The following is a 22,698-nucleotide window of genomic DNA, read 5'->3' as shown; positions in this document are numbered from 1 at the left end:
CTGTCTCACTCATCAAACGCCCCACGTTGATAAGCAGCATACTCGGTCGAACCGGGGTGGTGGCGGCGCAACTGCGTCGCCCAGCTGGTTTCCGCACCCGTGTCGCCCACTTTATGCTGCACCTTAATCCCGAGCCACAGCACATCGGCCGTCAGGCTCTCCATCTTTGCCACCTTGTTCAGACGGGTAATGAAGAAATTGGCGCGCACATAATCGCGCTTTTCAAAATAAACCCGCGCCAGATTGGCGTTGGTGGCCGGCAGGTCGGGCGTCAACTGCAAGGCTTGCAGCAGATAACGCTCCGCGCTGGCGTAATCCTTGATCTTCAGTGCGCAGGAACCGGCGTTGTTCGCGGCGTTGGCCGGCGAACGGTAGGCACGGTTGCCCAGCGCCGCATCGAACAGCGGCAGCGCCTCGGCCACGCGGCCGGCCTGGCACAGGAAAGAGCCGTAATTGTTGGCCAAATCCGGATTCGCCGGCGCCAGCTTGCGGGCGCGCACGAAGTTATCCTCGGCCAGGCCCTGCTCGCCCATCGCCTGGTAAATCAGGCCGCGCATGCCGTAGCCGTCGGCATAGTTCGGATCGGCGGCCAGCGCCAGCTTCACCTCGTCCAGCGCGAAGGTGTACTGCGCCTGCTCGAAGTAGCCGACCGCCAGCTGCATGCGGATTTCCACCTTGCGCTGCACGGCGGTCTGGTCCGATACGGTGGTCAGCTCGGCCTGGCCGCTCTTGCCACGCTCCGGTCCCGACGACGCGCAGCCGGCCAACGCCCCCGCCGCGCACAAGGCGACGAGGCTGAGCCGGCTACGCTGCGCCAGGAAGGTCATCAGGAACGGATCTCCACGATCTTGCCGAAGTCGGCGCCGAATTTCTGCTGGTACTCGGCCATTTTTTCCATGCGCTGGGCGACCTTGGTGCGGTCCTGGACTTCGCCGGCCAGCTGGCCGCAAGCGGCGTCAATGTCGTCGCCGCGCGTCTTGCGGATGGTGGTGACGATGCCGCCGTCGACCAGGATCTGGGCGAAGGCCTTGATGCGCGGGTTCTTGGAGCGCAGCAGGCCCGATTCCGGGAAGGGATTGAACGGAATCAGGTTGAATTTGCAGTTGACGCCGAACTCGCGGTCCTGCACCAGGGCCAGCAGTTCGCGGGCGTTGTCGTCGGAGTCGTTGACGCCGTCGAGCATGCAGTACTCGAAGGTGATGAAGTCGCGCGGCGCAAATTCCAGGTAGCGCTTGCAGGCGGCCATCAGCTCCTTGAGCGGGTATTTTTTGTTCAGCGGGATCAGGCTGTCGCGCAGCTTGTCGTTCGAGGCGTGCAGCGAGACGGCCAGCGCCACCGGCACTTCCTGCGACAGCTTGTCCATCATCGGCACCACGCCGGAGGTGGACAGCGTGACGCGACGGCGCGACAGGCCGTAGGCGTTATCGTCGAGCATCAGCTTGAGGGCGGTGGCGGTCGGCTCGAAGTTCAGCAGCGGCTCGCCCATGCCCATCATGACCACGTTGGTGATCTGGCGCTCGCCTTTCGGGCCGGGCTCGATGCCCTTGGTGCGGCGCAGTTCGAATTCCGCCATCCACAGCTGGCCGATGATTTCGCCCACGCTGAGGTTGCGCGAGAAGCCCTGCTTGCCGGTCGAGCAGAAGCGGCAGTTGACGGCGCAGCCGGCCTGGGTCGAGATGCACAGCGTGCCGCGGTTCTCTTCCGGGATGAACACGGTTTCGACCGCGTTGCCGTTGCCGACGTCGACCAGCCACTTGCGGGTGCCGTCGGTGGACGTGTGGTCGCTGATGACGGCCGGTGCGGTGACGTGGGCGCGGGTTTTCAGTTTGTCGCGCAGCGACTTGGCCAGATCGGTCATGCTGTCGAAATCCGACGCACCGAATTGGTGGATCCAGCGTTGCAGTTGCTTGGCGCGGAACGGCTTCTCTCCCAACTCGGCGCAATAAGCGATAAGTTGCGCGGGATCGAAGTCCAGCAAGTTGGTCAGAGGTGCGTTCATATTCTGGTTCAAAACAGTACTAATCATTTTTTCCGTTTCCGCACCGCGGCGCGGAAACGGATCTACTAAAAATTACTTACCGAAGAAGTAAGCGATTTCAACTTGGGCGGCTTCGACAGCGTCGGAACCGTGAACAGCGTTAGCGTCGATCGAGTCGGCGAAGTCGGCGCGGATGGTGCCTTTTTCTGCCTTCTTAGGATCGGTAGCGCCCATCAGTTCGCGGTTTTTCAGGACTGCGTTTTCGCCTTCCAGCGCCTGGATCATGACAGGACCGGAGACCATGAAGTCAACCAGATCCTTGAAGAAGCCGCGCTCTTTGTGCGCAGCGTAGAAGCCTTCAGCTTCTTCACGCGACAGTTGCTTCATTTGAGCAGCAACGATCTTCAGGCCAGCGCCTTCGAAACGGCTGTAGATTTGGCCGATGACGTTTTTTGCAACTGCGTCTGGTTTGATGATCGACAGGGTGCGTTCGATTGCCATTTAAAAAACTCCAATAAAAAGAAAGGTTTAAAACAAAATTGATAACTCAATCAACCTTTGATTTTACCATAGAACACCCCATATACCGAGAATCGGGCGTAGATAAGCTTGCAAGAGCGGCCATATTTGCCGGATTGGCGGGCAAATATTAGGACTATGGCTAGATTAAGCCATCTTTAAGCGGGTTTCGGGGCCTGTTTTGCGCATTTTTACCCCGGCGTGCTATCCTTTTGGCAAGCGGTATTTGAATCACTCTGAAGGAGGTTCCTTATGAACAACATGCAAAACACCTACGACCTGGCGGCAAGCCGCCAGTCGGTGCAGCACAAAGTGCTGCGCAACACCTACTGGCTGCTGGCGCTGTCGATGGTGCCGACCATCTTTGGCGCGGTGCTGGGCGTCTCGCTGCACCTGCCGCTGGGCGGCGGGCTGATGACGCTGCTGTTCCTGGCGGTGGCCTTCGGCTTCATCTGGGCAATTGAAAAGAACAAGGATTCCGGCCTGGGCGTGGCCCTGCTGCTGGGCTTCACCTTCTTCATGGGGCTGATGCTGACGCCTTTGCTGTCGCGCATCCTGGGCTTCTCCAACGGCGGCTTCCTGATCATGACCGCGTTTGGCGGCACGGCGTCGGTGTTCGCGGTGCTGGCGACCATCGCCACCGTCTCGAAGCGCGACTTCTCGGGCATGGCCAACTGGCTGTTTGCGGGCGTGGTGGTGATTCTACTGGCCTCGATCGCCAACATTTTCCTGGGCATCCCGGCGCTGGCGATTGTGATCTCGGTGGTGGCGATCGCGATCTTCTCGGCCTACATCCTGTATGACGTACAGCAGATCATCAACGGCGGCGAGACCAACTACATCCGCGCCACGCTGAACATCTACCTGGACGTGTACAACATCTTCGTCCACCTGCTGTCGCTGCTGGGCATCTTCGGCGGCAACCGCGACTAAGCGCACCCGCAACACCCTCGAAAGCCGGCCCAGCGCCGGCTTTTTTTATGGCGGGGGTCAAGTCTGACATTCGGACACGGCCTCTGCCGTAGCAACGGCTACGGCAGAGGCCGTGTCCGAATGTCAGACTTGACCCCCACGGTTAGCGGACGTGGAAGCGGGTGCTGGCGACGACCCGGGCGTTGGCGTCGATCAGGGCCAAATGGTGCGGGCCGGGGCTGGGGCGCCAGGCGTAGTCGGCGCTGGCCTGGCCCAGGTCGGCGCCATCCAGGCGCCAGTACAGCCCCTTCCCTGCCTGGGCCTGGAAGAACACGCGCTGCACGGCGTCCGGGATGTCGGGGTCGATGGCGATGATGCTGGCTTCGCCCGGATACAGGATCTTGGGCGCACGCTGCGTGTCCTGCACCAACGCGATGACCGGCGTTTCGGTGCCGGCGATGAACCACTCGCCGCGCGCCGACTCCAGCGCCGGCTGGTAGACGATCTGCTGGCGCAGCACGCCGGCCGGCGCTTGCGGCGCGCGACTGGCCTGGCCTCGGTGCAGGTAGTCCATCACATCGCGCCACACGGGCGCCGCGCCGGTGACGCCGGAAACGTCCCACATCGACTGACCATCGAAATTTCCGACCCAGGCGCCGACCGTGTATTTGTCCGAATAACCCATGCACCAGTTGTCGCGCATGTCCTTGCTGGTACCGGTCTTGACCGCGCTCCAGAATGTGGTGGCCAGCTCGTTCTTCAGGCCGAAGGTCAGGCTGCGCGCGGCGCGGTCGGACAGGATGTCGCCGACGATGAAGGCGGCTCTGGCATCGAGCACCCGGCGCGACGAAGGCGCGGCAGCAGCGCGCGGCGCCAATGTCACCACACCGTACATGCCGCCGTTGGCCAACGTGCGGTAGGCGTTGCTCAACTCCAGCAGCGACACCTCTGCGGAACCCAGCGCCAGCGAATAGCCATAGTAATCCGGCGACTCGGTCAGGCTGCTCAATCCCACGTCATGCAGGCGCTCGTAGAAGCGCTCCATGCCGGTCATCACCAATGTGCGCACCGCCGGCACGTTGAGCGAACTGGCCAGGCTGGTGCGCACGCTGACGTGGCCTTTGAAGTCCTTGTCATAGTTCTGCGGGATGTACAGGCCGGACGGCGTGGAGATGTCGATCGCCGTATCATCCATCACCGACGCCGCCGTGATCAGTTTGCGCTCCAGCGCCAGCTCGTACAGGAAGGGCTTGAGCGTGGACCCTGCCTGCCGCAGCGCCGCCACACCATCGACCTCGCCGCCACCCGAATTGCTGACGTAGGCCAGTATCTCGCCGCTGGCGTTATCCAGCACCACCAACGCGCCGTCGTTGACGTTGCGCTCCCTCAGCGTCATCAACTGCTGGCGCAGGGCTGTTTGCGCAAATCGCTGCAAATCGCCATCGAGCGTGCTGCGCACCGATTGGCCACCGCTGGTCAGCAGTTGCTGCGCCACTTGCGGCGCCTGCGGCAGCTCGGCCGCCAGCAACGGGCGGCCCATCGCAATCAAGGTCCGCAGCTCGATCTCGCTGCAGGTGGCCGGCGCCTTGAGCTCGCGCGACAGCGCACACGCGCGCTGCCACACCACCTTGGGCGCCGCGCCCGGCCCGCGCAGCAGGCTGGCCAGGATCATCGATTCGGTCAGGTTCAGTCCCGACGGCGCCTTGCCGAACAAGCCGCGTGCCGCCGCGCCCACGCCTTGCAGCTCGCCGCGGAAGGACACCAGGTTCAGATAGGCTTCCATGATCTGCGGCTTGGTCCAGGTGGCGTCGAGCTGGCGGGCGGCCTTGATCTGGTCCCACTTCTGGCCCCAGCTGCGGCCCTTGGCCGATGCCTGCAGATGCGGGTCCAGCTGGGCGGCCAGCTGCATGGTGATGGTGGAGGCGCCGCGCGGCCGGCTGCGGAACAGATTATCCCAAGCGGCCTTGGTGGCCGCGCTCCAGTCGACGCCTCCATGCTCATAGAAGCGCTGGTCTTCGGCTTGCAGCACCGCCGCCGGCAGGCTGGGAGAGATATCGGCCAGCGCCACCCACGGCAGGCGGCGCACCTTCATGTCGATGCGCAGCGATTGCACCGGCTGGCCGTGACGGTCCAGCAGCTGCGCTTCCGACGAGCGGTAGCCTGCGCGCACCTGCGCCGGCGTGGGCACGCCGGCATCAGCGGCGGATGCGGCCGGGCCGGCGACGCCGGCCAGCGCCAGCACGGTTGCTGCAATCAGTTTCATTTAACGCTCATCGGTGCGTTCGGCGTTTCGCCAAACATCTCCGGGCTGTACATCGCTTCGACGCGCGTGGTTGGCAGGTTGAACTGGCCCGGATTATTCAAGCGCACAGTGTACTCTACGCTCCACTTGCCTTTCGGGACAAACTGGTAGAACGCGTGATAGCCCTCGAAGGTGCGCTCCTCGAACACCGGCCACGTCCAGCCGCTGCTCTTGTTGCCGCTACTGAGCAGCTGCGAATCGCGTCCCAGGCCCGAGCCCAGCACCGTGGCGCTGGCCGGGATAGGATCATCCACCACCACCCAGGTCATGTCCGACTGTGCTTCCAGGTCCAGATGCACGCGATAGACGTCGCCACGCGACCAGACGCCGGCCTTCTTCTGCTCCACCGCCGTGATGGTCTTGGCGATCTTGTAGCCGCTCGATACCGGCGCCTTGAGCGGCAGCGCGGCCAGTGTCTGCACCGTCACCCACGGCTTGCCAGTGCCGGCGTGGGCCAGTTCCAACTCGCCGCTGCCGCGCGGCCATGGCAGCAGCACGCTGCCACCCTTGGTCGCGCCGCCGAAGGCGATGCTCTTGCTGGCCTGCGCCAGCGTGGCGCTGCTGGTGCCGGTCACGGCGACGTTCTCGAACTTCTGCGAGAACCGGTCGATCGCCAGCGTGCCCCAGGCATTGGCCACCGTCGTGCCCCAACGGCCTTTCTTCTGGCGCCCCAGCGCGCCGCGCGCCAGGCGGCCGATGTCTTCCTTCCAGGCCGGGTTGTCGACCATTGCCAGCAGCAAGCGGTTGGCGTTGCTGTCGGCGGAGGCCATCAGCCACCACCAGTCGTCGGTGCGTTCGGTCGAGAAGCCCATCGTCGTGCCTTGAAGGTTCAGGCGCGAACGCAGGATCTGGTCCGCCTGCGCCAATCGCTGCGCGTGCTGCGGCAGCTTGGGCGAACGCTTGAGCACCAGGTACCAGTCGATGACGGCGGAGGTCGGCCACAGATTCGGTTCGACCGAGAATGACTCCAGCGCTTCCGGCAAGATGCCGTTGGAACGCGACAGCGCCTCCAGCGCGGCCATCTTGCGGATCGCCAGGTCGGCGGTCGGCAGCGACGAGTAGCGCGTCACCTTGCCTTGCACGAAGGCCATCAGGCCGCTCTCCATGCGGCCCTTCAGTTCATCGGGAATGGCGTAGCCGGCTTCCTGTGAGGCCGACAGCACATAGGCGGTCAAGGTGTCGGAACCCTGCTGCATGCTGGCGAAGTACTTGACCAGGCCATCGGCGTCCAGGTGCGCCGGCAGCGTATCGACCGCCGACTGCCACATCGCCTTGTCATGCAGCGCGATGGCGCGCGAGCTGACCTGCTCGAAGCAGCGGTATGGATAATCCCTCATGTAGTCGCGCACGCCCGGCAGGTCGCTCCCGAGCCTGGCGCTGAACTGCGCCTGCACGCCGCCGCGTCCCGGCAGCGCGTCGTCCGGCAGGCGCACCTGCATGGACTGCTTGCCGTCCAGTTGCAGCAAGGTCGCCTGCGTGGTGCGCACCGACACGGCCGCCACCACCTTCTGCTTGACCTTCAGACGGTCGTGCGTCGCCGCACCGCCCTCGCCTTCCGCGACGATGCTGGCGCTCACGTCCCACGCCAGCGTGCTGACGGACAGCGGCACCTGGTAATCCCAGCCGATATCCTGCGCCTGCCCCGCCTCCAGCGATACCTGCTGCGGCGCCAACGCCTTGCCGCCCGCATTGGCGCTCAGCGCCACCTTGACGGCGGCATTCGTGGTGTTACGCAATGTGAAGCCGGCGCGGAACCGGTCGCCCTCGCGCACCAGCGCGGGCAGGCCAGACAGCAGTATCAGATCCTGCGAGCTGCGCACCTCGGTGCGGCCGGTGCCGAACAAATCGGCGTTGGCGCTGGCGATGGCGACGATGCGGAAGGCCGTCAACGAGTCGTTGATCGGCACCTGCACCGTGGCTTCCCCATTGGCGTCCAGCGTGACGCGCGCCTTCCAGAACAGCAGCGTGTCGAACAGCTCCCGCCCCGCGCCCTTGCCGCCGCCACCGCCGTGTGGCACGGCCTTGCGGCCGAAGTGGCGCTTGCCGACCACCTGCATCTGCGCGGTCGCCGTCTCCACTTGCAGGCTACGCTGCTGCATCATCGCCTCCAGCAGATCCCAGCTGGTGTTGGGCATCAACTCCAGCAGGCCGACATCGACCGCCGCCAGCGCCACCTCGGCGCCGGCGGGCGGCGCCGTGCCGTCCGAGCGCGTGACCTTGACCGCCACCGTGGCCTTGTCGCGGATGTTGTAGACCGGCTTGTCGGCCGTGACCTGCACCTTCAGCTCATTGGCCGACCAGCCCACCCGCAGCGGCGTGATGCCCAGCTTGTAGGCGGGCTTGCCCAGGTCGACCAGCGCGGTCGGCTGCACGCCGGCCACGCGGCCGCGCACCACCAGCGCCGACACGTACACATTCGGCGCGTAGCTGTTCTTGACCGGGATGGTGAACACCGGCGAGCTGCCCGACAACGGCCGCACATAGGTGTCGATGATGCCTTCGCGCTCCACGGTGATCAGCGCGGTCGCTTCGCGGAACGGCATGCGCACCTGGAAGCTGGCCGTTTCACCGGGCTCGTAGCGCTTCTTCTCCGGCAGCAGGTCGATGCGGTCGTTGTCGGTGGCGTTGAACCACCAGTCGGCGCCGTCGGCCACCCAGGTTTCGCGGTTGGTCATCGCCACGCGCTGCTGGCCGTCCTGCGTCTTGGCGCGCAGGATCAGGTTGCCCGACGCGGGCGCCTTGACCTGGCAGATCAGCAGCCCCTTGTTGTCGGTCCTGCCTTCGCAGGCGGCGCCCAGCGCCTTGACTTCGTTGTTGTTCTCGTAGGCGTAGAAGCCGCCGATCAGGCGCCGGCGGTGCGAGTACGACTGCCGCTGGAAGAAGTCCACCGACACCGGCGCATCGGCCACCGGCTTGCCTTGCAGGTCCAGCACCACCACCTGGAATTTCAGCGCGTCCTTGCTCAGCACCCAGCCGTCCGGCTGGATGCCGATCACGTAGCTGGACGGCCACAGGGGAATGCGGGTCGACACGGACAGCGTCTCGCCGTTGGCGTCCTGGTAGGACATTTCGGCCGTCAGGTCGTGCGGCGTTTGCACCGTCGGCAGCTGGTCCAGCTTGACCCGCGCGCCGCCGGCCTTGTCCAGTGTGAGGCTGCGGGTCTTGATGCCGGACAGGCCGCTGACCGCGCCGCCGTTGGCATCGGCATCGGCCTCGCCTTCCTCGAACATGCCCTCATCCTCGTCGAAGGCGCCGTTGCTGCGCTCCACGCCGGTCTTGACATCGCCGGTGCTGAAGGTGAAGTCCGCATAGTCCTCAAAGCTGACCGCCTTGTCCTGCACCACGGTGCGCAACTGCACCGCCGCGCCGCCGGCGCCGCCGCCGGACAGATAACTGAGCTGCACATCCAGATCCACCGCCGGCGCCTGGATGGCCGGCGTCTTCGGCCCTTGCAGCACGGCCTTCATGGTCGGCACGCGGAACTGCTCGACGCGGAAGCGCCCCGCCGTGCGGCCGCCCAGCATGACGGTGTACCAGCCTTGCTTGGCGTCGGCCGGGATCACCCACTGGTTTTCCGCGCTGCCGTTGGCGCTCCAGGCGATCGGCAGCTCATATTTCTGCTCGCTCCCTTCATGCATGACGAAGATGCTGCCCGGCTGCGCCTTGTGCGCGGCGTCGTGCCCGCCGACCAGTGCGATGCCTTGATTGACATGACGACGCAGGAAGTGCTTCATGTGCACCGTCTCGCCGGCGCGCAGCAGCGTGCGGTCGAACACCGTGACGGCGATGACGTTGTCGGCGTTGCTGCCTTCGGTCGGCAGGTTGAAGCGCCAGCTCTCGATGCCGCGCGTCCAGCTGGACAGCGTAAAGGTCATGTCGGCGCCATTGCGCGCGCTGATGAAGTAGCCGCCGGCGGATTCGCAGCTGCTCTCCGGCAGTTCCTGTGCGATGCCTGCCACGCCCATGCTGTTGGTGGCGCCCTGCCATATCTGCTTGCCGGCGCAATCGCGCACCGTCACCTGCGCTTGTGGCACCGGCTTGCCCTTGTCCAGCGACGTCACCCACACCAGCGACGACCGCGCGCCGCGCTTGAAGTGCGCCACCATATTGGTCACCAAGGCAGCAGTGCTGATATAGGCGGTGGATGGCTTGACGTTCAGCGCCGCGCCCAGCCTGGGGCTGGCCAGTTCGACCACGTAGAAGCCCGGCTTGCGCAGCGGGATGCCGACCACCTCGAACGCCTGGCGTCCGCCCGGCTTGGGCATGGTGAAGCGCTCGACCGCGCCGACCGGCGCCTTCCTGCTCTCGCCCAGCAGCGGCTGATACAGCGCGTCGCCATACAGTTCCTGCGGTTCCCAGCCATAGCCGGACATGCGGCGCAGCCAGGACATGATCTGGCGGTCCTGCTCATCCTGCGCGACGCCGCTGTCGTTGACGCGCAAGGCGGCGCCGTCGACCCGCGACGTGCGTCCGGCCAGGCTGCCCTCGACATTGCGCACCGTGACCGGCAGCAGGCGGTCGCCCTTGGCCTCGATGATGCCGAAGCGCGCCGGGAACTTGACCAGCGGCGGCTGCACATCCGTCAGCACCGTCATCGGGAAGCGCGCCTGGTTCAACAAGGGGCGCTTGGCGTCGTCCTTCAGGCCGGCCGGCAGCGACAGCATCAGTTTGGACTTCTCCGGGAACGGGCCGTCGATGGTCAGCGAGTTGACGTAATCGGCCTTGGCTTCTTCCTTGTCGACGCTGGCCTTGAAGACTTTTCCGCCAGGGCCGGTCAGCTTGACGGCCAGGGCATCGGCCATGCGGACCGGCGCCGTGAACTCCAGGCGCGCAGGCAGGAAGGGAATGCAGCCGCCGTTGGTTTTCAGCCTGTCGCAACTGAACTTGGCGCTGAATTCAGGCCGCGTCTTGTACGTCCAGGTCTGCTCCTGCGTGGTTGCGATGCCGCTGTCGGCCGCGATGCCCGCGCCCCAGACCAGCGACACTTCCGCGTTGGCGGGCAGGCGGCGCTTGCACTGCAGGACCGCCAGCGGCAGCTTTTCCAGGCGCTTGCTGCGCACCGTCGCCGTCGCGCCCCACACCACGCCGCGCGCCTTGAAGTAGACGGTCAGGTAGCGGTCCATGAAGGACTTGCGCTGCTCCAGTATCTGCTCGCGTTCCGCGCCGGCCAGCACCCGCACGCCGATTTTTTCGTTGATACCCTCGGCGCGGCACCATGCATGGGCGGCGACCGTTTCGTCGCTGGCCGGCGCGTCCAGGCCGAGGATGAAGATCTGCTGCTCGTCGATATCCGAGGCGCCCTCGCGCGGCATCGACTGCACGATGGCGGGACCGCCGGTGTTAAAGGCGAAGCGGCGTTCGCCGGCGAGCGGCTTGCCCGCCAGGTCCTTGGCGTCCTGCTTCAGCGTGAAGCTGCACGCCACGCCGGCCGGCAGGTCGCGGACGAAATCGTAGCTCCAGTTTTTGCCGTCGATCCAGCGGCCCTTGCCCTCTTCCGGACACTCGACGGTGAACGGATCGCCCAGCCGCATGTCGCCCAGCGGGACCACCTGGCCGCTGAAGCGCGCGGTCGCCTGCCGCACGCCTTTAACGACGCCGGAGGGAGAAAAGGAGGTGACGGAAGTCTGGGCCAGGACGGCCAGCGGCAGGCTGCACAAGGCGGCCATGCCGATAAAGCGGGACAGGAGGCGCATGCCATCTCCGGTGCTGATGAGGAATCAGACCAGTGTTGCAAACGCCCCCGGCAAAGTCAACAATATTACAGAAAAAACATCAGGCCGGCGCATCAACTCAGATTAAATACGGCCATCGATTCCACGTGCGAGGTGTGCGGGAACATATTGATCACTCCGGCCTTGTCGAGCACATAGCCGGCGTTGACCAGGATGCCGGCGTCGCGCGCCAGGGTCGACGGGCTGCACGAAACGTAGACGATACGCTTGGGCAGCAGGTCGGCGCGGGTCTGGCTCAGGGCCACCAGCGCTTCGCTCAGCGCCATGGCGCCGTCGCGCGGCGGGTCGATCAGCATGCGGTCGAACTTGCCCAGTTCGACCAGGTGATCGGCGGTGACCTCGAACAGGTTGCGGGTGTAGAAGGTGGTCTTGTCCGACAGGCCGTTGGCTTTGGCGTTGTCCTGCGCGCGTTCGGTCAGCGAGGTCAGGCCTTCGATGCCGACCACCTCGCGCGCCTGCGTGGCCAGCGGCAGCGTGAAGTTGCCCAGGCCGCAGAACAGGTCGGCCACGCGGTCTTCCGGCTGCACGTCCAGCAGGCGCAGGGCTTTGACCACCAGCACGCGGTTGATGTAGTGGTTGACCTGCGTGAAGTCGACCGGCTTGAACGGCATCTTGATGCCGAATTCCGGCAGCCGGTAGAACAGTGGCTGGTCCAGCGGATAGAAGGGGGCGGCCGTTTCCGGGCCCTTGGTCTGCAGCCAGAACTGGATATGGTGCTGGTCGGCGAAAGCCTTCAGCTTGACATCGTCGCCGTCGCCCAGCGGCGACATGATGCGCAACACCAGCGCGGTCACGCCTTCGCCGATCGCCAGTTCGATTTGCGGAATCTGGTCGAACAAGGTGAGCGAACCAATCAGCGCGCGCAGCGGCAGCAGCAGGTCCGACACATGCTTGGGCAGGATCAGGCAGCTCTTGATGTCGGCCACGAAGATGGTTTTCTTTTCGTTGAAGCCGACCAGCACCGTGTCCTTCTTGGCCACGTGGCGCACCGACAGGCGCGCGCGGTAGCGGTAGCCCCAGGTCGGGCCGTACATCGGACGCATCACCGACAGCGGACGCACCTTGCCGATGTGTTGCAGGTTATCTTCCAGCACGCGCTGCTTGATCGCCACCTGCGCGGTCGGCTCCAGATGCTGCATCGAGCAGCCGCCGCACATCTCGAAGTGCACGCACTCCGGCTTCACGCGCATGGGGGATTCGTGCAGCAGCTCGTCCATGCGCGCCATCTCCCAGTTTTTCTTCTTCTTGAACGTGGTGAATTTCACCGTCTCGCCAGGCAGCGCGCCTTCGACAAACACCACTTTACCTTGGGAGCCATCTTCATTTTTCAGATGGCCGACGCCGCGGGCGTCCATGTCGAGCGACTTGATGAAGATTGTATTTTCTTGCATAACGTTCAATGTTGGATAGGGAATGGCTGGCGCCGGCACTTAAATGCCGGGGCCAACATGATAGCAGAATGGGAATGAACTACAGCAGGGAATCGCGCACCACGCCGCGCGCGGCCATGGCGCGCTTCAGCTTGACCAGCGCTTCCTGCTGGATCTGGCGCACCCGCTCCCGCGTCACGCCCATTTCCTCGGCCAGCGTTTCCAGCGTGGCCGGATCGTCGTTGTCGAGGCCGAAGCGGCGCATGATGACGATGCGCTGCTTGTCGGGCAGCTTGGTCAACCAGTCGCGCACCAGCAAGGTCATCTCGTGGTGCTCGGCGCGCGCGTCCGGGCTGTCGTCGGCGTCGCCGGGCAACATGTCCATCAGCGACGATTGCGGATCGTTGTCCAGCGGCGCATCCAGTGAGGTGGCGTGCTCGGACAGCGCCAGGATGTCCTGCACCTCCTCCACCGGGCGGCCGACCAGCTCGGCGATGTCCTCGGCGGTGGCGTCCTTGCCGTTGTGGTGCTGGGCTTCGAGGTGGTATTTGCCGCGCAGGATCTGGTTCAGCTCGCGCACCATGTGCACCGGCAGGCGCACCGTGCGGGCCTGGTTCATGATGGCGCGCTCGATGCTCTGGCGTATCCACCAGGTGGCGTAGGTCGAGAAGCGGAAGCCGCGCTCCGGCTCGAACTTGTCGATGGCGCGCATCAGGCCGATGTTGCCCTCCTCGATCATGTCGAGCAGGACCACGCCGCGGTTGATGTAGTGCTTGGCGATCGAGACCACCAGCCGCAGGTTGTGCTCGATCATGGTCTGGCGGGCGCTGAAGTCGCCGGCCTTGGCCAGCGTGGCGTAGTGCACTTCCTGCGGCGCCGTCAGCAGCGGACGGGTGCCGATCTGGTTCAGGTAGTGCTGGGTGGTGTCGGTCGACAGTTCGGCCGCCAGCACCTTTTTCAGTTCGTCGACGCTTTCCAGCACCGCGCCCGGCTCGACGGTTTCCGCCTCGCCATCCGCAGCTTCGATGGCGACATCATCATTGCCCTCGTCCGGAAATTCGTCCGGGGCAGCGTCGTCATCCATCGGGTCGTGCGGCGTCTGTGTCATGGTTCAGCTAGCGGTTAGGCAGGAATCTGGACGGGTCCACCGGTTTGCCCTGCTGCCTGATCTCAAAGTGCAGCTTGACGGAATCGGCATCCGAATCGCCCATTTCAGCAATCATTTGTCCCTTGGTCACGCTCTGGCCTTCCTTGACCACAATAGTACGATTGTGGGCGTAGGCCGACAACAAGCTATTACTGTGTTTCACAATAACGAGATTACCATATCCACGGATGCCGCTGCCGGCATACATCACTTTTCCGGCTCCGGCAGCCACGACTTGCTGGCCCGCCTTGCCGGCGATGTCCACGCCCTTGTTCTTGCCCTCGTCGAAGGTGGCGATGACGCGCCCGTCGGACGGCCACATCCAGCTCAATTTTTCATCGTCGGCGCTGGCGGCGGTACCGGCGGCGGCCGGCGGCGCGGCGGTGACGGCGGGCGATGGCGCCGGTGCCGGCTTGACGCTGCCCTCGGCCTTGCCGTTGCCGTTGCTGTCGGCGCGCTGCAGTTCGGCCAGCGCGCTGTCCGAGTACGGCTTCTTCTCGCCCTTGGGCTCGGTTTTCTTGACCACGGGCGGGGCCGGCGGCGTCTTTTCCACCGGCGGCATGACGATGGCGCCGGTCTGCACGCCGTTGGCCGCGCTGTCGGGCGGCAGCACGCGCAGCACCTGGTCGACCTTGATATCGTTCGGGTTGGCCAGGTTGTTCCAGGTCACCAGGTCGCGGTAGTTCTGGCCGTATTCCAGCGCGATGCGGATCAGCGTGTCGCCCTTCTTGACGGTGTACAGGCCGCGCTCGTCGCGGGCGATCTGCGCCGTTTCGCTGGGGGTGGCGGGCTTGACTGGAGGCGGCACGGTGCGGTCGACGACCGGTGCCTGATTCGGGGTGGTGCTGCAGGCGCTCAATAAAGCGAGCGCAAAGCTCATGGCGAGCAAGTTACTTTTATTTGTCATTCTCATCTTAGTCTAATGATACGGGCACGTCATATCGTGCCCGGACGCAGCGGCACGAAATGGCAGTCTTCCAGCGTGACGCTGGCCCATTCTGCCTTGCCGATGCGTGTAATTAATTCCAGGTGCTGCGCGCGGACGCCCACCGGCGCCACCAGCCGGCCACCGATGGTCAGCTGTTCCAGCAGTGCTTGCGGCACTTCCAGGCCGGCCGCGGCCAGGATGATACCGTCGAACGGGGCCGCTTGCGGCAGGCCTAGCATACCATCTCCGTAGTGCAAGCGCAGGTTCGGCACGCGCAGCGGCCGCAGATTGGACTTGGCCAGCTCGTGCAGCGGCTTGATGCGCTCGATCGAATACACCTGCTGCGCCACGCACGACAGCACCGCCGCCTGGTAGCCGCAACCGGTGCCGATCTCCAGCACCCGCTGCAAGGGACCGCCGTTGCGCATCACCTCGATCATGCGGGCCACGATGTAGGGCTGGGAAATGGTCTGGTGGTGGCCGATCGGCAGCGAGGCGTCGATGTAGGCTTGCGAGGCCAGCGCCTCGTCCATGAACAGATGGCGCGGCACGCTCTCCATCGCCGCCAGCACCACCGCATCCTTGACGCCCTGCCTGGCGATGCGCTGCACCATGGCGCGGCGCACCGCGTCCGACACCAGCGGATTGCCGCGCGGCGCCGGCGCCGCCACCGGCTGCGCCCGTTCCATCGCGTAGCTGTGCGACTTGGACGGCGCCGCCACCGGCCGCGGCGTGGCATAACCGTGCTGCGGCGCCACGTGGCGGGCCGCGTTCTGGGTCGCCGTCTGCGGCGTCGCCACCGGCGCGAACACCGTCGCCTTCCTGGCCCCCTTATCGACTACCGAGGATAGCGGGAGGGGAAAACTACGGTTCTTGTCGTTCATGCCAGGGCCTTTGCCAATGCATCGAGTTGAGTTTTGTGGGTCAGGTCGATCTGCAGCGGCGTGATCGAGGTCTGGCCCTGGGCGCAGGCAAAGAAATCCGTGCCCTCGCCTGCGTCCTTGGTCGCGCCCGGCGGGCCGATCCAGAAAATTTCCTTGCCGCGCGGGTCCCTGGCCCGTATCACAGGCTCGGCCTGGTGACGGCGGCCCAGCCGCGTGGCGACCGGATTGGTCAGCTGGTCGTAGGGCCGGTTCGGGATGTTGACGTTGAGCAGATACGGCGCCGGCAACGTTGCATAATAGCGTTGGATGATGTCACGCGCATGACGGGCGGCGTCGTCGATGTGCTCCCAGCCGTAGGCGCCCTGCGAGAAGGCGATGGCCGGGATGCCGAACAGATAGCCCTCGGTGGCGGCGGCGACGGTGCCGGAGTACAGCGTGTCGTCGCCCATGTTGGGGCCGTTGTTGATGCCGGACACCACCAGGTCGGGCTTGTAGTCCAGCATGCCGGTCAGCGCCACGTGGACGCAGTCGGTCGGCGTGCCGTTGACAAAGTAGAAACCATTGGCCGCGCGCTGCACCGACAGCGGCCGGTCCAGCGACAGCGAATTGGAAGCGCCGGAGCGGTTGCTGTCCGGCGCCACGACCACGATGTCGGCGATGGACGCCAGGGCTTCCGCCAACGCGTTGATGCCCGGCGCAAGGTAGCCGTCGTCATTACTGATCAGGATTCTCATACGGAGATTTTACCTGAAGCAATGGCCTGACTGCGCGTACCTGCGGCCTCCAAACCAGATAAATTTGCGTTAGCGCGACGGCGGCCGGGAAGCGGACAAATGGCCGTCCAACGCCAGCAACTCTTCGGCCGCGCGGGTCCACAAGTCGCTGGCGCCGGGCCGCTCGCGCGGGAGCGGCGGCCGGGACAACGCGTCGCCGTAATCGGCCCCGGCGGCGTCCTGATGCAGCTCCGGCACCAGCGCCGGCTCGCCCATCCGCCCGCCGACCGGCCCGCCCAGTTGCACCTGCACGTCCGCCAGCTGGGCGCGCGCCTTGCGGGTGTCCAGGTGGTCCGGCCCCAGGCGCCGGATCTGCGCCTGGAGCACCGCCTCGAACAGGCTGCCGGCCGCTTCCAGCTCCTGCATCCGCAGCAAGGTGCAGCCCAGCGCGGTCTTGCTGCGCAGGGTATCGGCATGCTCGGCGCCCAGCAGGCGCTTGCGCGCCGCCAGCACCTGCTCCTGCGCGATGCGGGCGTGTTCGCTGTCGCCGCGCCGGAACAGCATGTCGGCCCGGCTGGCCTTGCAGGCCAGGGTCAGCAGGTGTTCCGAGCCCAGCAGGCGCAGATAGGCGTCCAGCACCGCGTCCAGCATGGCCAGCGCTTCGGCCGCCCGCCCCTGCTCGGCCAGCGTGGCCGCCAGGTTGGCGCGCGCCGCCAGCGTATCGAGATGCTCGCGCCCCAGCAGGCGCTCGCGCGCCTCGACGATGCATTCTTCGAGGAACTGCGCTTCGTCCAGCTGGCCCTGCACGCGCAGCACGCCGGCCAGATTGCTCTTGCTGGCCAGTGTGTCGGGGTGGTCTTCGCCCAGGCCGCGCTGGCGCAGGCTCATGCTCTCCTCGAAACACGCCAGCGCTTGCCGCAGCCGTCCTTCACGACGATAGAGTTCGCCCAGCAGGTTGAGGTCGCGCGCCAGCGGCTGCGACAGCGCCCGCACACCGCCATCCTCCAGCGCCCGGCGCGCATCGCCGATCGAGGCCAGCAGGTGAATCTCGCGGCTCGATTGCCACGGGAAATAGCCGCCGCCCAGCCAGTCGAGGAAGGCTTCGAAGGTGCGCGTCAGCGAAAAACGGTCGCCGCCCTGATCCATGCGCACCGCCAGCTGCTCGCCGTAGGCAAAGGTGCGGGTCTGTTGCAGCTGGACTTCGTCGAAATAACTGTCCAGCGACATCTGCGACATGCCGTAGCAGGAACACAGCAACTGTTCAAAGATCGGCTGGTAGCCCAGTATGCGCTGCTGCTGGTCGCCGCGCCGCCATTGCGCGCGCTGCGCGCTGTCGCCCATTTCGATGCGCGATGGCAGAGGATAGACCAATAATGGCCGCTGTTCGTCTTCATGACTGCGGCGATAGGCGGTCGCGCGGGTGACCAGCGCCTGCACGCCCTCCAGGCTTTGCCGGTTGGGCGTGAACACCACCACCAGCTTGCGCGGCAGCAAGGTCGTGCAGATGCCGGCGCTGTCGGTGCGGCCGGTGCGGGAATCGACCAGCACGTAACGGAAATGCCGCGCCAGATTGTCGGCAAAGCTGCGGAACAGCGCCGGGCAGCTGTTGAACAGCTCGTCCCAGTGCATCGCCGCCAGCCGCTCGCCGTAGCTGTCGTCGAAGCGGCCGGCGCGCATCAGGTACAGCTGGCTGCTCTGGTCGACCCGGCTGACATACTGCTCCCAGCCGACGGCGGCCAGCACTTCGCGCGCCAGCTCCTCCTCGTCCAGCAGCGCCGCCGTCCCCTTGCGTCGGCGCATTAGTTGCTCGCGGCAAGCTTCGAACAGTTCCAGCACGCCCGGCCCCTCGTCGTGGTGGTCGAAGTAATGATGCAGGCCCGGCGCCTCCAGGTCCCAGTCGATCATCAATACCGGCGTGGTGGCGTTCTGTTGTCGCGCCAACAACACGGCGATATTGGACAGGGCCATCGTGCGCCCCGTCCCGCCCTTGTAAGAATAGAAAGTGACGACTTCGCCGGTTCCAGTCAACGGCGGCAGCGACAAGGCAGTGATATCCATGGCAAACCTTTAGCGTGGGAAGTGTGGAGGAGGATGTGCACGCCATTCAGGCGGGATCTCCGGCATGACAAAACGGCCACAGTCATGCCCCGGCGGCGTGCATCGTTTTAGGTAGTGGTAATGCTCGGCAATGCGCAAAACAATTTTTTCTATGTCCGGCAGAAATTCGGGATTGGTTTTCAGATCGCCGCTGGCCAGCGTGTAGCGGGAAAAATCGACATACATGCCGGGTCCGGAAATTTGCGGCGGCAAACCGTCCGGGTGGCGGGTCATGATGACGGGGATGATCAGGTGGCTGGGCAGCGGGTACCACTGCTTGCGTTCACCTTCAATAAGTTGCATTGCTGCAAACTCGCGGCGGGTGTAGGCGTGGGCTTCGTACTTCGGTGTATAAATCACAATCATGCAAGCGCTCTCACACATGGCGCGCGCGATCTTTTGGTCCAGGTCGTCTCCGCCGCCAAGTTGCTCGCTATCAACAAAGAGTTCGTTCTCGTTGTCGAAGTGCGGCTCCAGGTAGCACTTGAGCGCTTCGACCAGATCGTTCTTGAACTTGCTCATGTACGCGTGCTGGCCGTGTGCATAACTGAAAAAGCAGCCGTGACGGATAGTCATGACATCCTCCGTTGCTGCCCTACAGAGTTGCAGCGTTTAACCAACTCTAACAATCGCCTCAGTCGACACTTTGTGCAAACGCAAACGTGCGGCAGGCCGAACTTTGCGCAAAACGGTGGCGGATTCAGGTATCATAAAAATCTAACGACCGTTCTATTTTTAAACCAAGGAGACCACCATGAAAGCTGTCGTATGTCAAAGCTGGGGATTGCCGGACACTCTCACCGTCCAGGAATTGCCCGATCCGCAAGCCGGTCCGGGACAGGTTGTGATCGATGTCAAAGCGGCCGGCGTGAACTTTCCGGACGTACTCATCATCCAGGGCAAGTATCAATTCAAGCCGGAGTTGCCTTTCGTTCCAGGCAGCGAAGTGGCCGGTGTGGTGCGCTCGGTTGCTGACGATGTGACAACTTTCAAGCCAGGTGACCAGGTCATCGCCTTCACTCCGACCGGTGGTTTTGGGCAACAACTAGTGGCGTCCGCGCAAGCCTTGGCGCCCATGCCGCCCGGTATGGATTTCGAGACGGCGGCGGCCATCACCCTCACCTACGGCACCTCGCATCATGCGGTGGTGGACCGTGCCGCGCTAAAAGCTGGCGAGACCATGCTAGTACTTGGCGCGGCTGGCGGTGTGGGGCTGGCTGCGATCGAGATCGGCAAAGCCCTTGGAGCCCGCGTCATTGCTTGCGCTTCGACCGATGAGAAGCTGGAAGTGTGCAAAGCGCATGGCGCGGACGTGCTGATCAACTACAGCACAGAGGATATGCGCGAAGCCATCAAGGCGGCCACCGGCGGCCGGGGTCCGGACGTGATTTACGACCCGGTCGGCGGTGAATATGCGGAGCCGGCGTTCCGCTCGATTGCGTGGCGCGGGCGTTATCTGGTGGTGGGATTCGCCAACGGCGACATTCCGAAACTGCCGCTCAATTTGACCTTGCTCAAAGGTGCGTCACTGGTCGGCGTGTTCTGGGGCGAGTTCGTCAAGCGCGAGCCGAAGGCCAACCTGGCCGGCATGCGTCAGTTGATGGGATGGTTGCAAGAGGGAAAGATCAAGCCGCATATTTCGGGCCGGTACAAGCTGGATGAGACGGCGCAGGCGCTCAACGACATGGCGGCCAGGAAGATCACGGGGAAGGTTGTGATCTTGCCTTAGCGGCAAACTGTCACCCCGCACTGCGCTCCGCTGGGGTCGGACCCCGCATGGGGTCCGACCCCGGTTGGCTTTGCGGGGTTCGCCGCTCACGCCAAGTTTGATACTAAAAGTTACTGATCGGAATTCTTGTTTTTAAAGAATTCGATCACTTCCGCCTGTTCGCGGGTGCGCTTGAAGGACGGCAAACTCTGCCAGATTCGCTTGCCATACGGCTTGGAAATCACCCGCGGATCGCACAACATCAGCACGCCGCGATCGCCTTCGTCGCGGATCAAACGACCGGCACCTTGCTTCAGGTTAATAATCGCCTCCGGCAAAGTGTGATGCATGAAGCCGTTCTTGCCCTGTTTTTCCATCACTTCGATGCGCGCGGCCAGCACCGGATCGTCCGGCGGCGCGAATGGAAGCTTGTCGATAATCACTAAAGACAGCGCATCGCCGCGCACGTCGACGCCTTCCCAGAAGCTTTGCGAGCCGATCAGCACGCCGTTTCCCGCCTTGCGGAACTGATCGAGCAGCTCGGTGCGGCCCTTGTCGCCCTGGACAAACAGCGGATATGGCAGGCCGCGCTTCTCGAATTCGTCGCGCAAACGCTCTGCGGCGCGTTTGACGGCGCGCAAAGTCGTGCACAAAAGGAAAGTTTTTCCGCCCGCCGCTTCGATAATCGGCAGCGCATGGTCCAGCACGGCGTCGGTGTACCCCATGGAATTCGGGTCCGGCAAGCCTTGCGGGACGTACAAAATCCCCTGCTGCTCGTAGTTAAACGGGCTCGGCCAGGTCTTCGACGGCTCGCCGTCCAGTCCCATTTGCTCGGAAAAATGGCTGAAATCATTCTTCACGGCCAAGGTCGCGGAGGTGAAAATCCAGCTGCGCGGCACGCCTTCGCGCTGGCCGTTGAAGATCGGCGCGATCGATAAAGGCGTCTTGTGCAGCTGCAGGGACGACGCATAAGCCTCGACCCAGAACACCGCCTCGGCGCCTTTTTCCACCCGCGCCTTGGGATCGAATTTCCAGTCTTTTAATTTTTGCGCCAGTTCCAGGCCGCGCTGGCGGCATTGTTCCAGCGTTTCCGCGCGGGCCGCCTGGGTTTCCAGCACCGCCAGCATGCCATCCAGCTCATCCTTCAGCGTCTGCAAAGCCGGGAAAAAGTCGCTCGACGGCGCGATTTGCGGCAGCGATAAACGGACGATATCTTGCGGGAAAGTCAGACGCAGGTCGCGCGCGGCCTTCTCCACCACCGTGACGACCTTGCCCCAGTCGGCGCCGTCGCGGGCATTGGACAAGCCTTCGGCCAGCACGTCGCGGCACAATTCCAGCACCTGCGAGGTGGAAAACGTGTCGCCGAAGAACAAGGTGGCGGTGTCCGGCAACTGGTGCGCCTCATCGAAGATCACGGTGTTGGCGGACGGCAGCAACTCGGCGATGCCGGAATCCTTCAGCGCCACGTCGGCGAAGAACAGGTGGTGGTTGACCACCACCACATCGGCCTGCTGGGCCTCCTTGCGCGCCTTCATGACGAAGCAATCCTGGTAATACTGGCACTCGGCGCCCATGCAATTGTCACGGGTCGAGGTCACCAGGTTCCAGATCAGCGCATTTTCCGGCACGCGGGCCAGTTCGGCCTTGTCGCCGGAGCTGGTCATCTTCAGGAAACGCGAGATCTCGCGCAGGTGGCCGACGTCGTCGCGCGAGGTCATGCGGCCGTTTTGCAGCGTGCGTTCCAGATGGTAATGGCAGACATAATTCGAGCGGCCCTTGAGCAACGCCACCGACACCGGCGCCTGCAAGGCGGCGCGCACGGTCGGGATGTCGCGCAGGAACAGTTGATCCTGCAAGTTCTTGGTGCCGGTGGAAACGATGGTCTTGCCGCCCCACAGCAACGCCGGCACCAGGTAGGCGAAGGTCTTGCCCGTGCCGGTGCCGGCCTCGGCGATGAGCGTGGTCTGGTTGGCGATGGCGTCGGCCACCGCCTTGGCCATCTCGGTCTGCGAGCGGCGCGGACGGTACTCGCCCACAGCCGGCCCCAGCGGTCCACCGGCGCCGAACAGGCGTTCGACCTCGGCGTCATGTTTTCCGGGGGGCTGGTCGGGCGTGGCGCCGACTACGGCGGGGATGGTGTCGGCGGGCGTGGGAAGGTGGTCGGTCAAGGTAAACTTAGTTGTGGCGCTGAGCCGGACTCAGGCCGGAACGTCGGGCACTAATTGCATTTTCAGCAGAGTGATATGGTCTTTCAATTGCAGCTTGCGCTTTTTGAGGCGGCGCAATTGCAGCTGGTCGTGATGGCCGTCCAGCGTGAGCAGGTCGATGACCGCGTCCAAATCGCGGTGTTCGACGTCGAGTTCTATCAGACGACGCTGGATATCTTGTACATCAGTCATAATTCTCAG

At 64.3% G+C, this 22,698-nt stretch carries 16 protein-coding genes; 2 read left to right on the top strand and 14 right to left on the bottom strand.

Going from position 1 to position 22,698, the window contains the following annotated elements:
• Positions 1–5: 5 nt before the first annotated feature.
• The 3 genes from pilW to ndk form a co-directional block, all read right to left on the bottom strand.
• Complete coding sequence (gene pilW / locus KVP70_RS26405) at positions 6–827, bottom strand: type IV pilus biogenesis/stability protein PilW (RefSeq protein ID WP_217945392.1); 822 nt, start codon at positions 825–827, stop codon at positions 6–8.
• Positions 827–1,999: a dual-specificity RNA methyltransferase RlmN gene (gene rlmN / locus KVP70_RS26400; protein WP_217945391.1), complete on the bottom strand. Its 1,173-nt coding sequence runs from the start codon at positions 1,997–1,999 to the stop codon at positions 827–829. The genes pilW and rlmN overlap by 1 nt, the downstream gene beginning before the upstream one ends.
• 72 nt (positions 2,000–2,071) lie before the next feature.
• Positions 2,072–2,479 carry a nucleoside-diphosphate kinase gene (gene ndk, locus KVP70_RS26395; RefSeq protein WP_020701986.1) on the bottom strand — a complete coding sequence of 136 codons (408 nt, stop codon included), beginning with the start codon at positions 2,477–2,479 and terminating at the stop codon, positions 2,072–2,074.
• Positions 2,480–2,749: 270 nt separating this feature from the next.
• Here ndk and KVP70_RS26390 point away from each other — a divergent pair, with 270 nt between their 5' ends.
• A complete protein-coding gene (locus KVP70_RS26390) occupies positions 2,750–3,430 on the top strand; it encodes a Bax inhibitor-1/YccA family protein (RefSeq protein WP_217945390.1) in 681 nt (226 codons plus the stop codon).
• Between the two features lie 142 nt (positions 3,431–3,572).
• Here KVP70_RS26390 and pbpC read toward each other — a convergent pair whose 3' ends face one another.
• The 9 genes from pbpC to KVP70_RS26345 all read right to left on the bottom strand — a co-directional run bounded on the left by pbpC (position 3,573) and on the right by KVP70_RS26345 (position 19,158).
• Positions 3,573–5,672, bottom strand: a complete 2,100-nt coding sequence (gene pbpC, locus KVP70_RS26385; protein WP_217945389.1) for a penicillin-binding protein 1C — start codon at positions 5,670–5,672, stop codon at positions 3,573–3,575.
• A complete protein-coding gene (locus tag KVP70_RS26380) occupies positions 5,669–11,404 on the bottom strand; it encodes an alpha-2-macroglobulin family protein (RefSeq protein WP_217945388.1) in 5,736 nt (1,911 codons plus the stop codon). The genes pbpC and KVP70_RS26380 overlap by 4 nt, the downstream gene beginning before the upstream one ends.
• 92 nt (positions 11,405–11,496) lie before the next feature.
• Positions 11,497–12,834 (bottom strand): 23S rRNA (uracil(1939)-C(5))-methyltransferase RlmD, encoded by a 1,338-nt coding sequence (gene rlmD / locus KVP70_RS26375; RefSeq protein WP_217945387.1) that lies wholly within the window; start codon positions 12,832–12,834, stop codon positions 11,497–11,499.
• 79 nt (positions 12,835–12,913) lie between these two features.
• A complete protein-coding gene (rpoS, locus tag KVP70_RS26370) occupies positions 12,914–13,921 on the bottom strand; it encodes an RNA polymerase sigma factor RpoS (protein ID WP_026334270.1) in 1,008 nt (335 codons plus the stop codon).
• Positions 13,922–13,928: 7 nt separating this feature from the next.
• Positions 13,929–14,867 (bottom strand): peptidoglycan DD-metalloendopeptidase family protein, encoded by a 939-nt coding sequence (locus KVP70_RS26365; protein WP_217945386.1) that lies wholly within the window; start codon positions 14,865–14,867, stop codon positions 13,929–13,931.
• 29 nt (positions 14,868–14,896) lie between these two features.
• On the bottom strand, positions 14,897–15,772 hold the full coding sequence (locus KVP70_RS26360; RefSeq protein ID WP_217945385.1) for a protein-L-isoaspartate(D-aspartate) O-methyltransferase: 876 nt from the start codon (positions 15,770–15,772) through the stop codon (positions 14,897–14,899).
• Complete coding sequence (gene surE / locus KVP70_RS26355; protein WP_217945384.1) at positions 15,769–16,506, bottom strand: 5'/3'-nucleotidase SurE; 738 nt, start codon at positions 16,504–16,506, stop codon at positions 15,769–15,771. Before surE ends, KVP70_RS26360 begins: the two co-directional genes overlap by 4 nt.
• Positions 16,507–16,575: 69 nt before the next feature.
• Complete coding sequence (locus KVP70_RS26350) at positions 16,576–18,543, bottom strand: KGGVGR-motif variant AAA ATPase (RefSeq protein ID WP_217945383.1); 1,968 nt, start codon at positions 18,541–18,543, stop codon at positions 16,576–16,578.
• 9 nt (positions 18,544–18,552) lie between these two features.
• Positions 18,553–19,158: a toll/interleukin-1 receptor domain-containing protein gene (locus tag KVP70_RS26345; protein WP_217945382.1), complete on the bottom strand. Its 606-nt coding sequence runs from the start codon at positions 19,156–19,158 to the stop codon at positions 18,553–18,555.
• A 178-nt stretch (positions 19,159–19,336) separates the two neighbouring features.
• Here KVP70_RS26345 and KVP70_RS26340 point away from each other — a divergent pair, with 178 nt between their 5' ends.
• Positions 19,337–20,311 (top strand): NADPH:quinone oxidoreductase family protein, encoded by a 975-nt coding sequence (locus tag KVP70_RS26340; RefSeq protein ID WP_217945381.1) that lies wholly within the window; start codon positions 19,337–19,339, stop codon positions 20,309–20,311.
• A gap of 110 nt (positions 20,312–20,421) precedes the next feature.
• Here KVP70_RS26340 and yoaA read toward each other — a convergent pair whose 3' ends face one another.
• On the bottom strand, positions 20,422–22,458 hold the full coding sequence (gene yoaA, locus KVP70_RS26335) for a DNA repair helicase YoaA (protein ID WP_020701974.1): 2,037 nt from the start codon (positions 22,456–22,458) through the stop codon (positions 20,422–20,424).
• A 30-nt stretch (positions 22,459–22,488) separates the two neighbouring features.
• On the bottom strand, positions 22,489–22,689 hold the full coding sequence (locus KVP70_RS26330; RefSeq protein ID WP_026334267.1) for a YdcH family protein: 201 nt from the start codon (positions 22,687–22,689) through the stop codon (positions 22,489–22,491).
• Between the last annotated feature and the right edge of the window lie 9 nt (positions 22,690–22,698).

The organism is Duganella violaceipulchra, from assembly GCF_019166075.1.
Lineage (GTDB): Bacteria > Pseudomonadota > Gammaproteobacteria > Burkholderiales > Burkholderiaceae_D > Rugamonas > Rugamonas violaceipulchra.
Note: the sequence above shows the minus strand (reverse complement) of the source record. Positions and strands in the feature narration are given on the sequence as shown.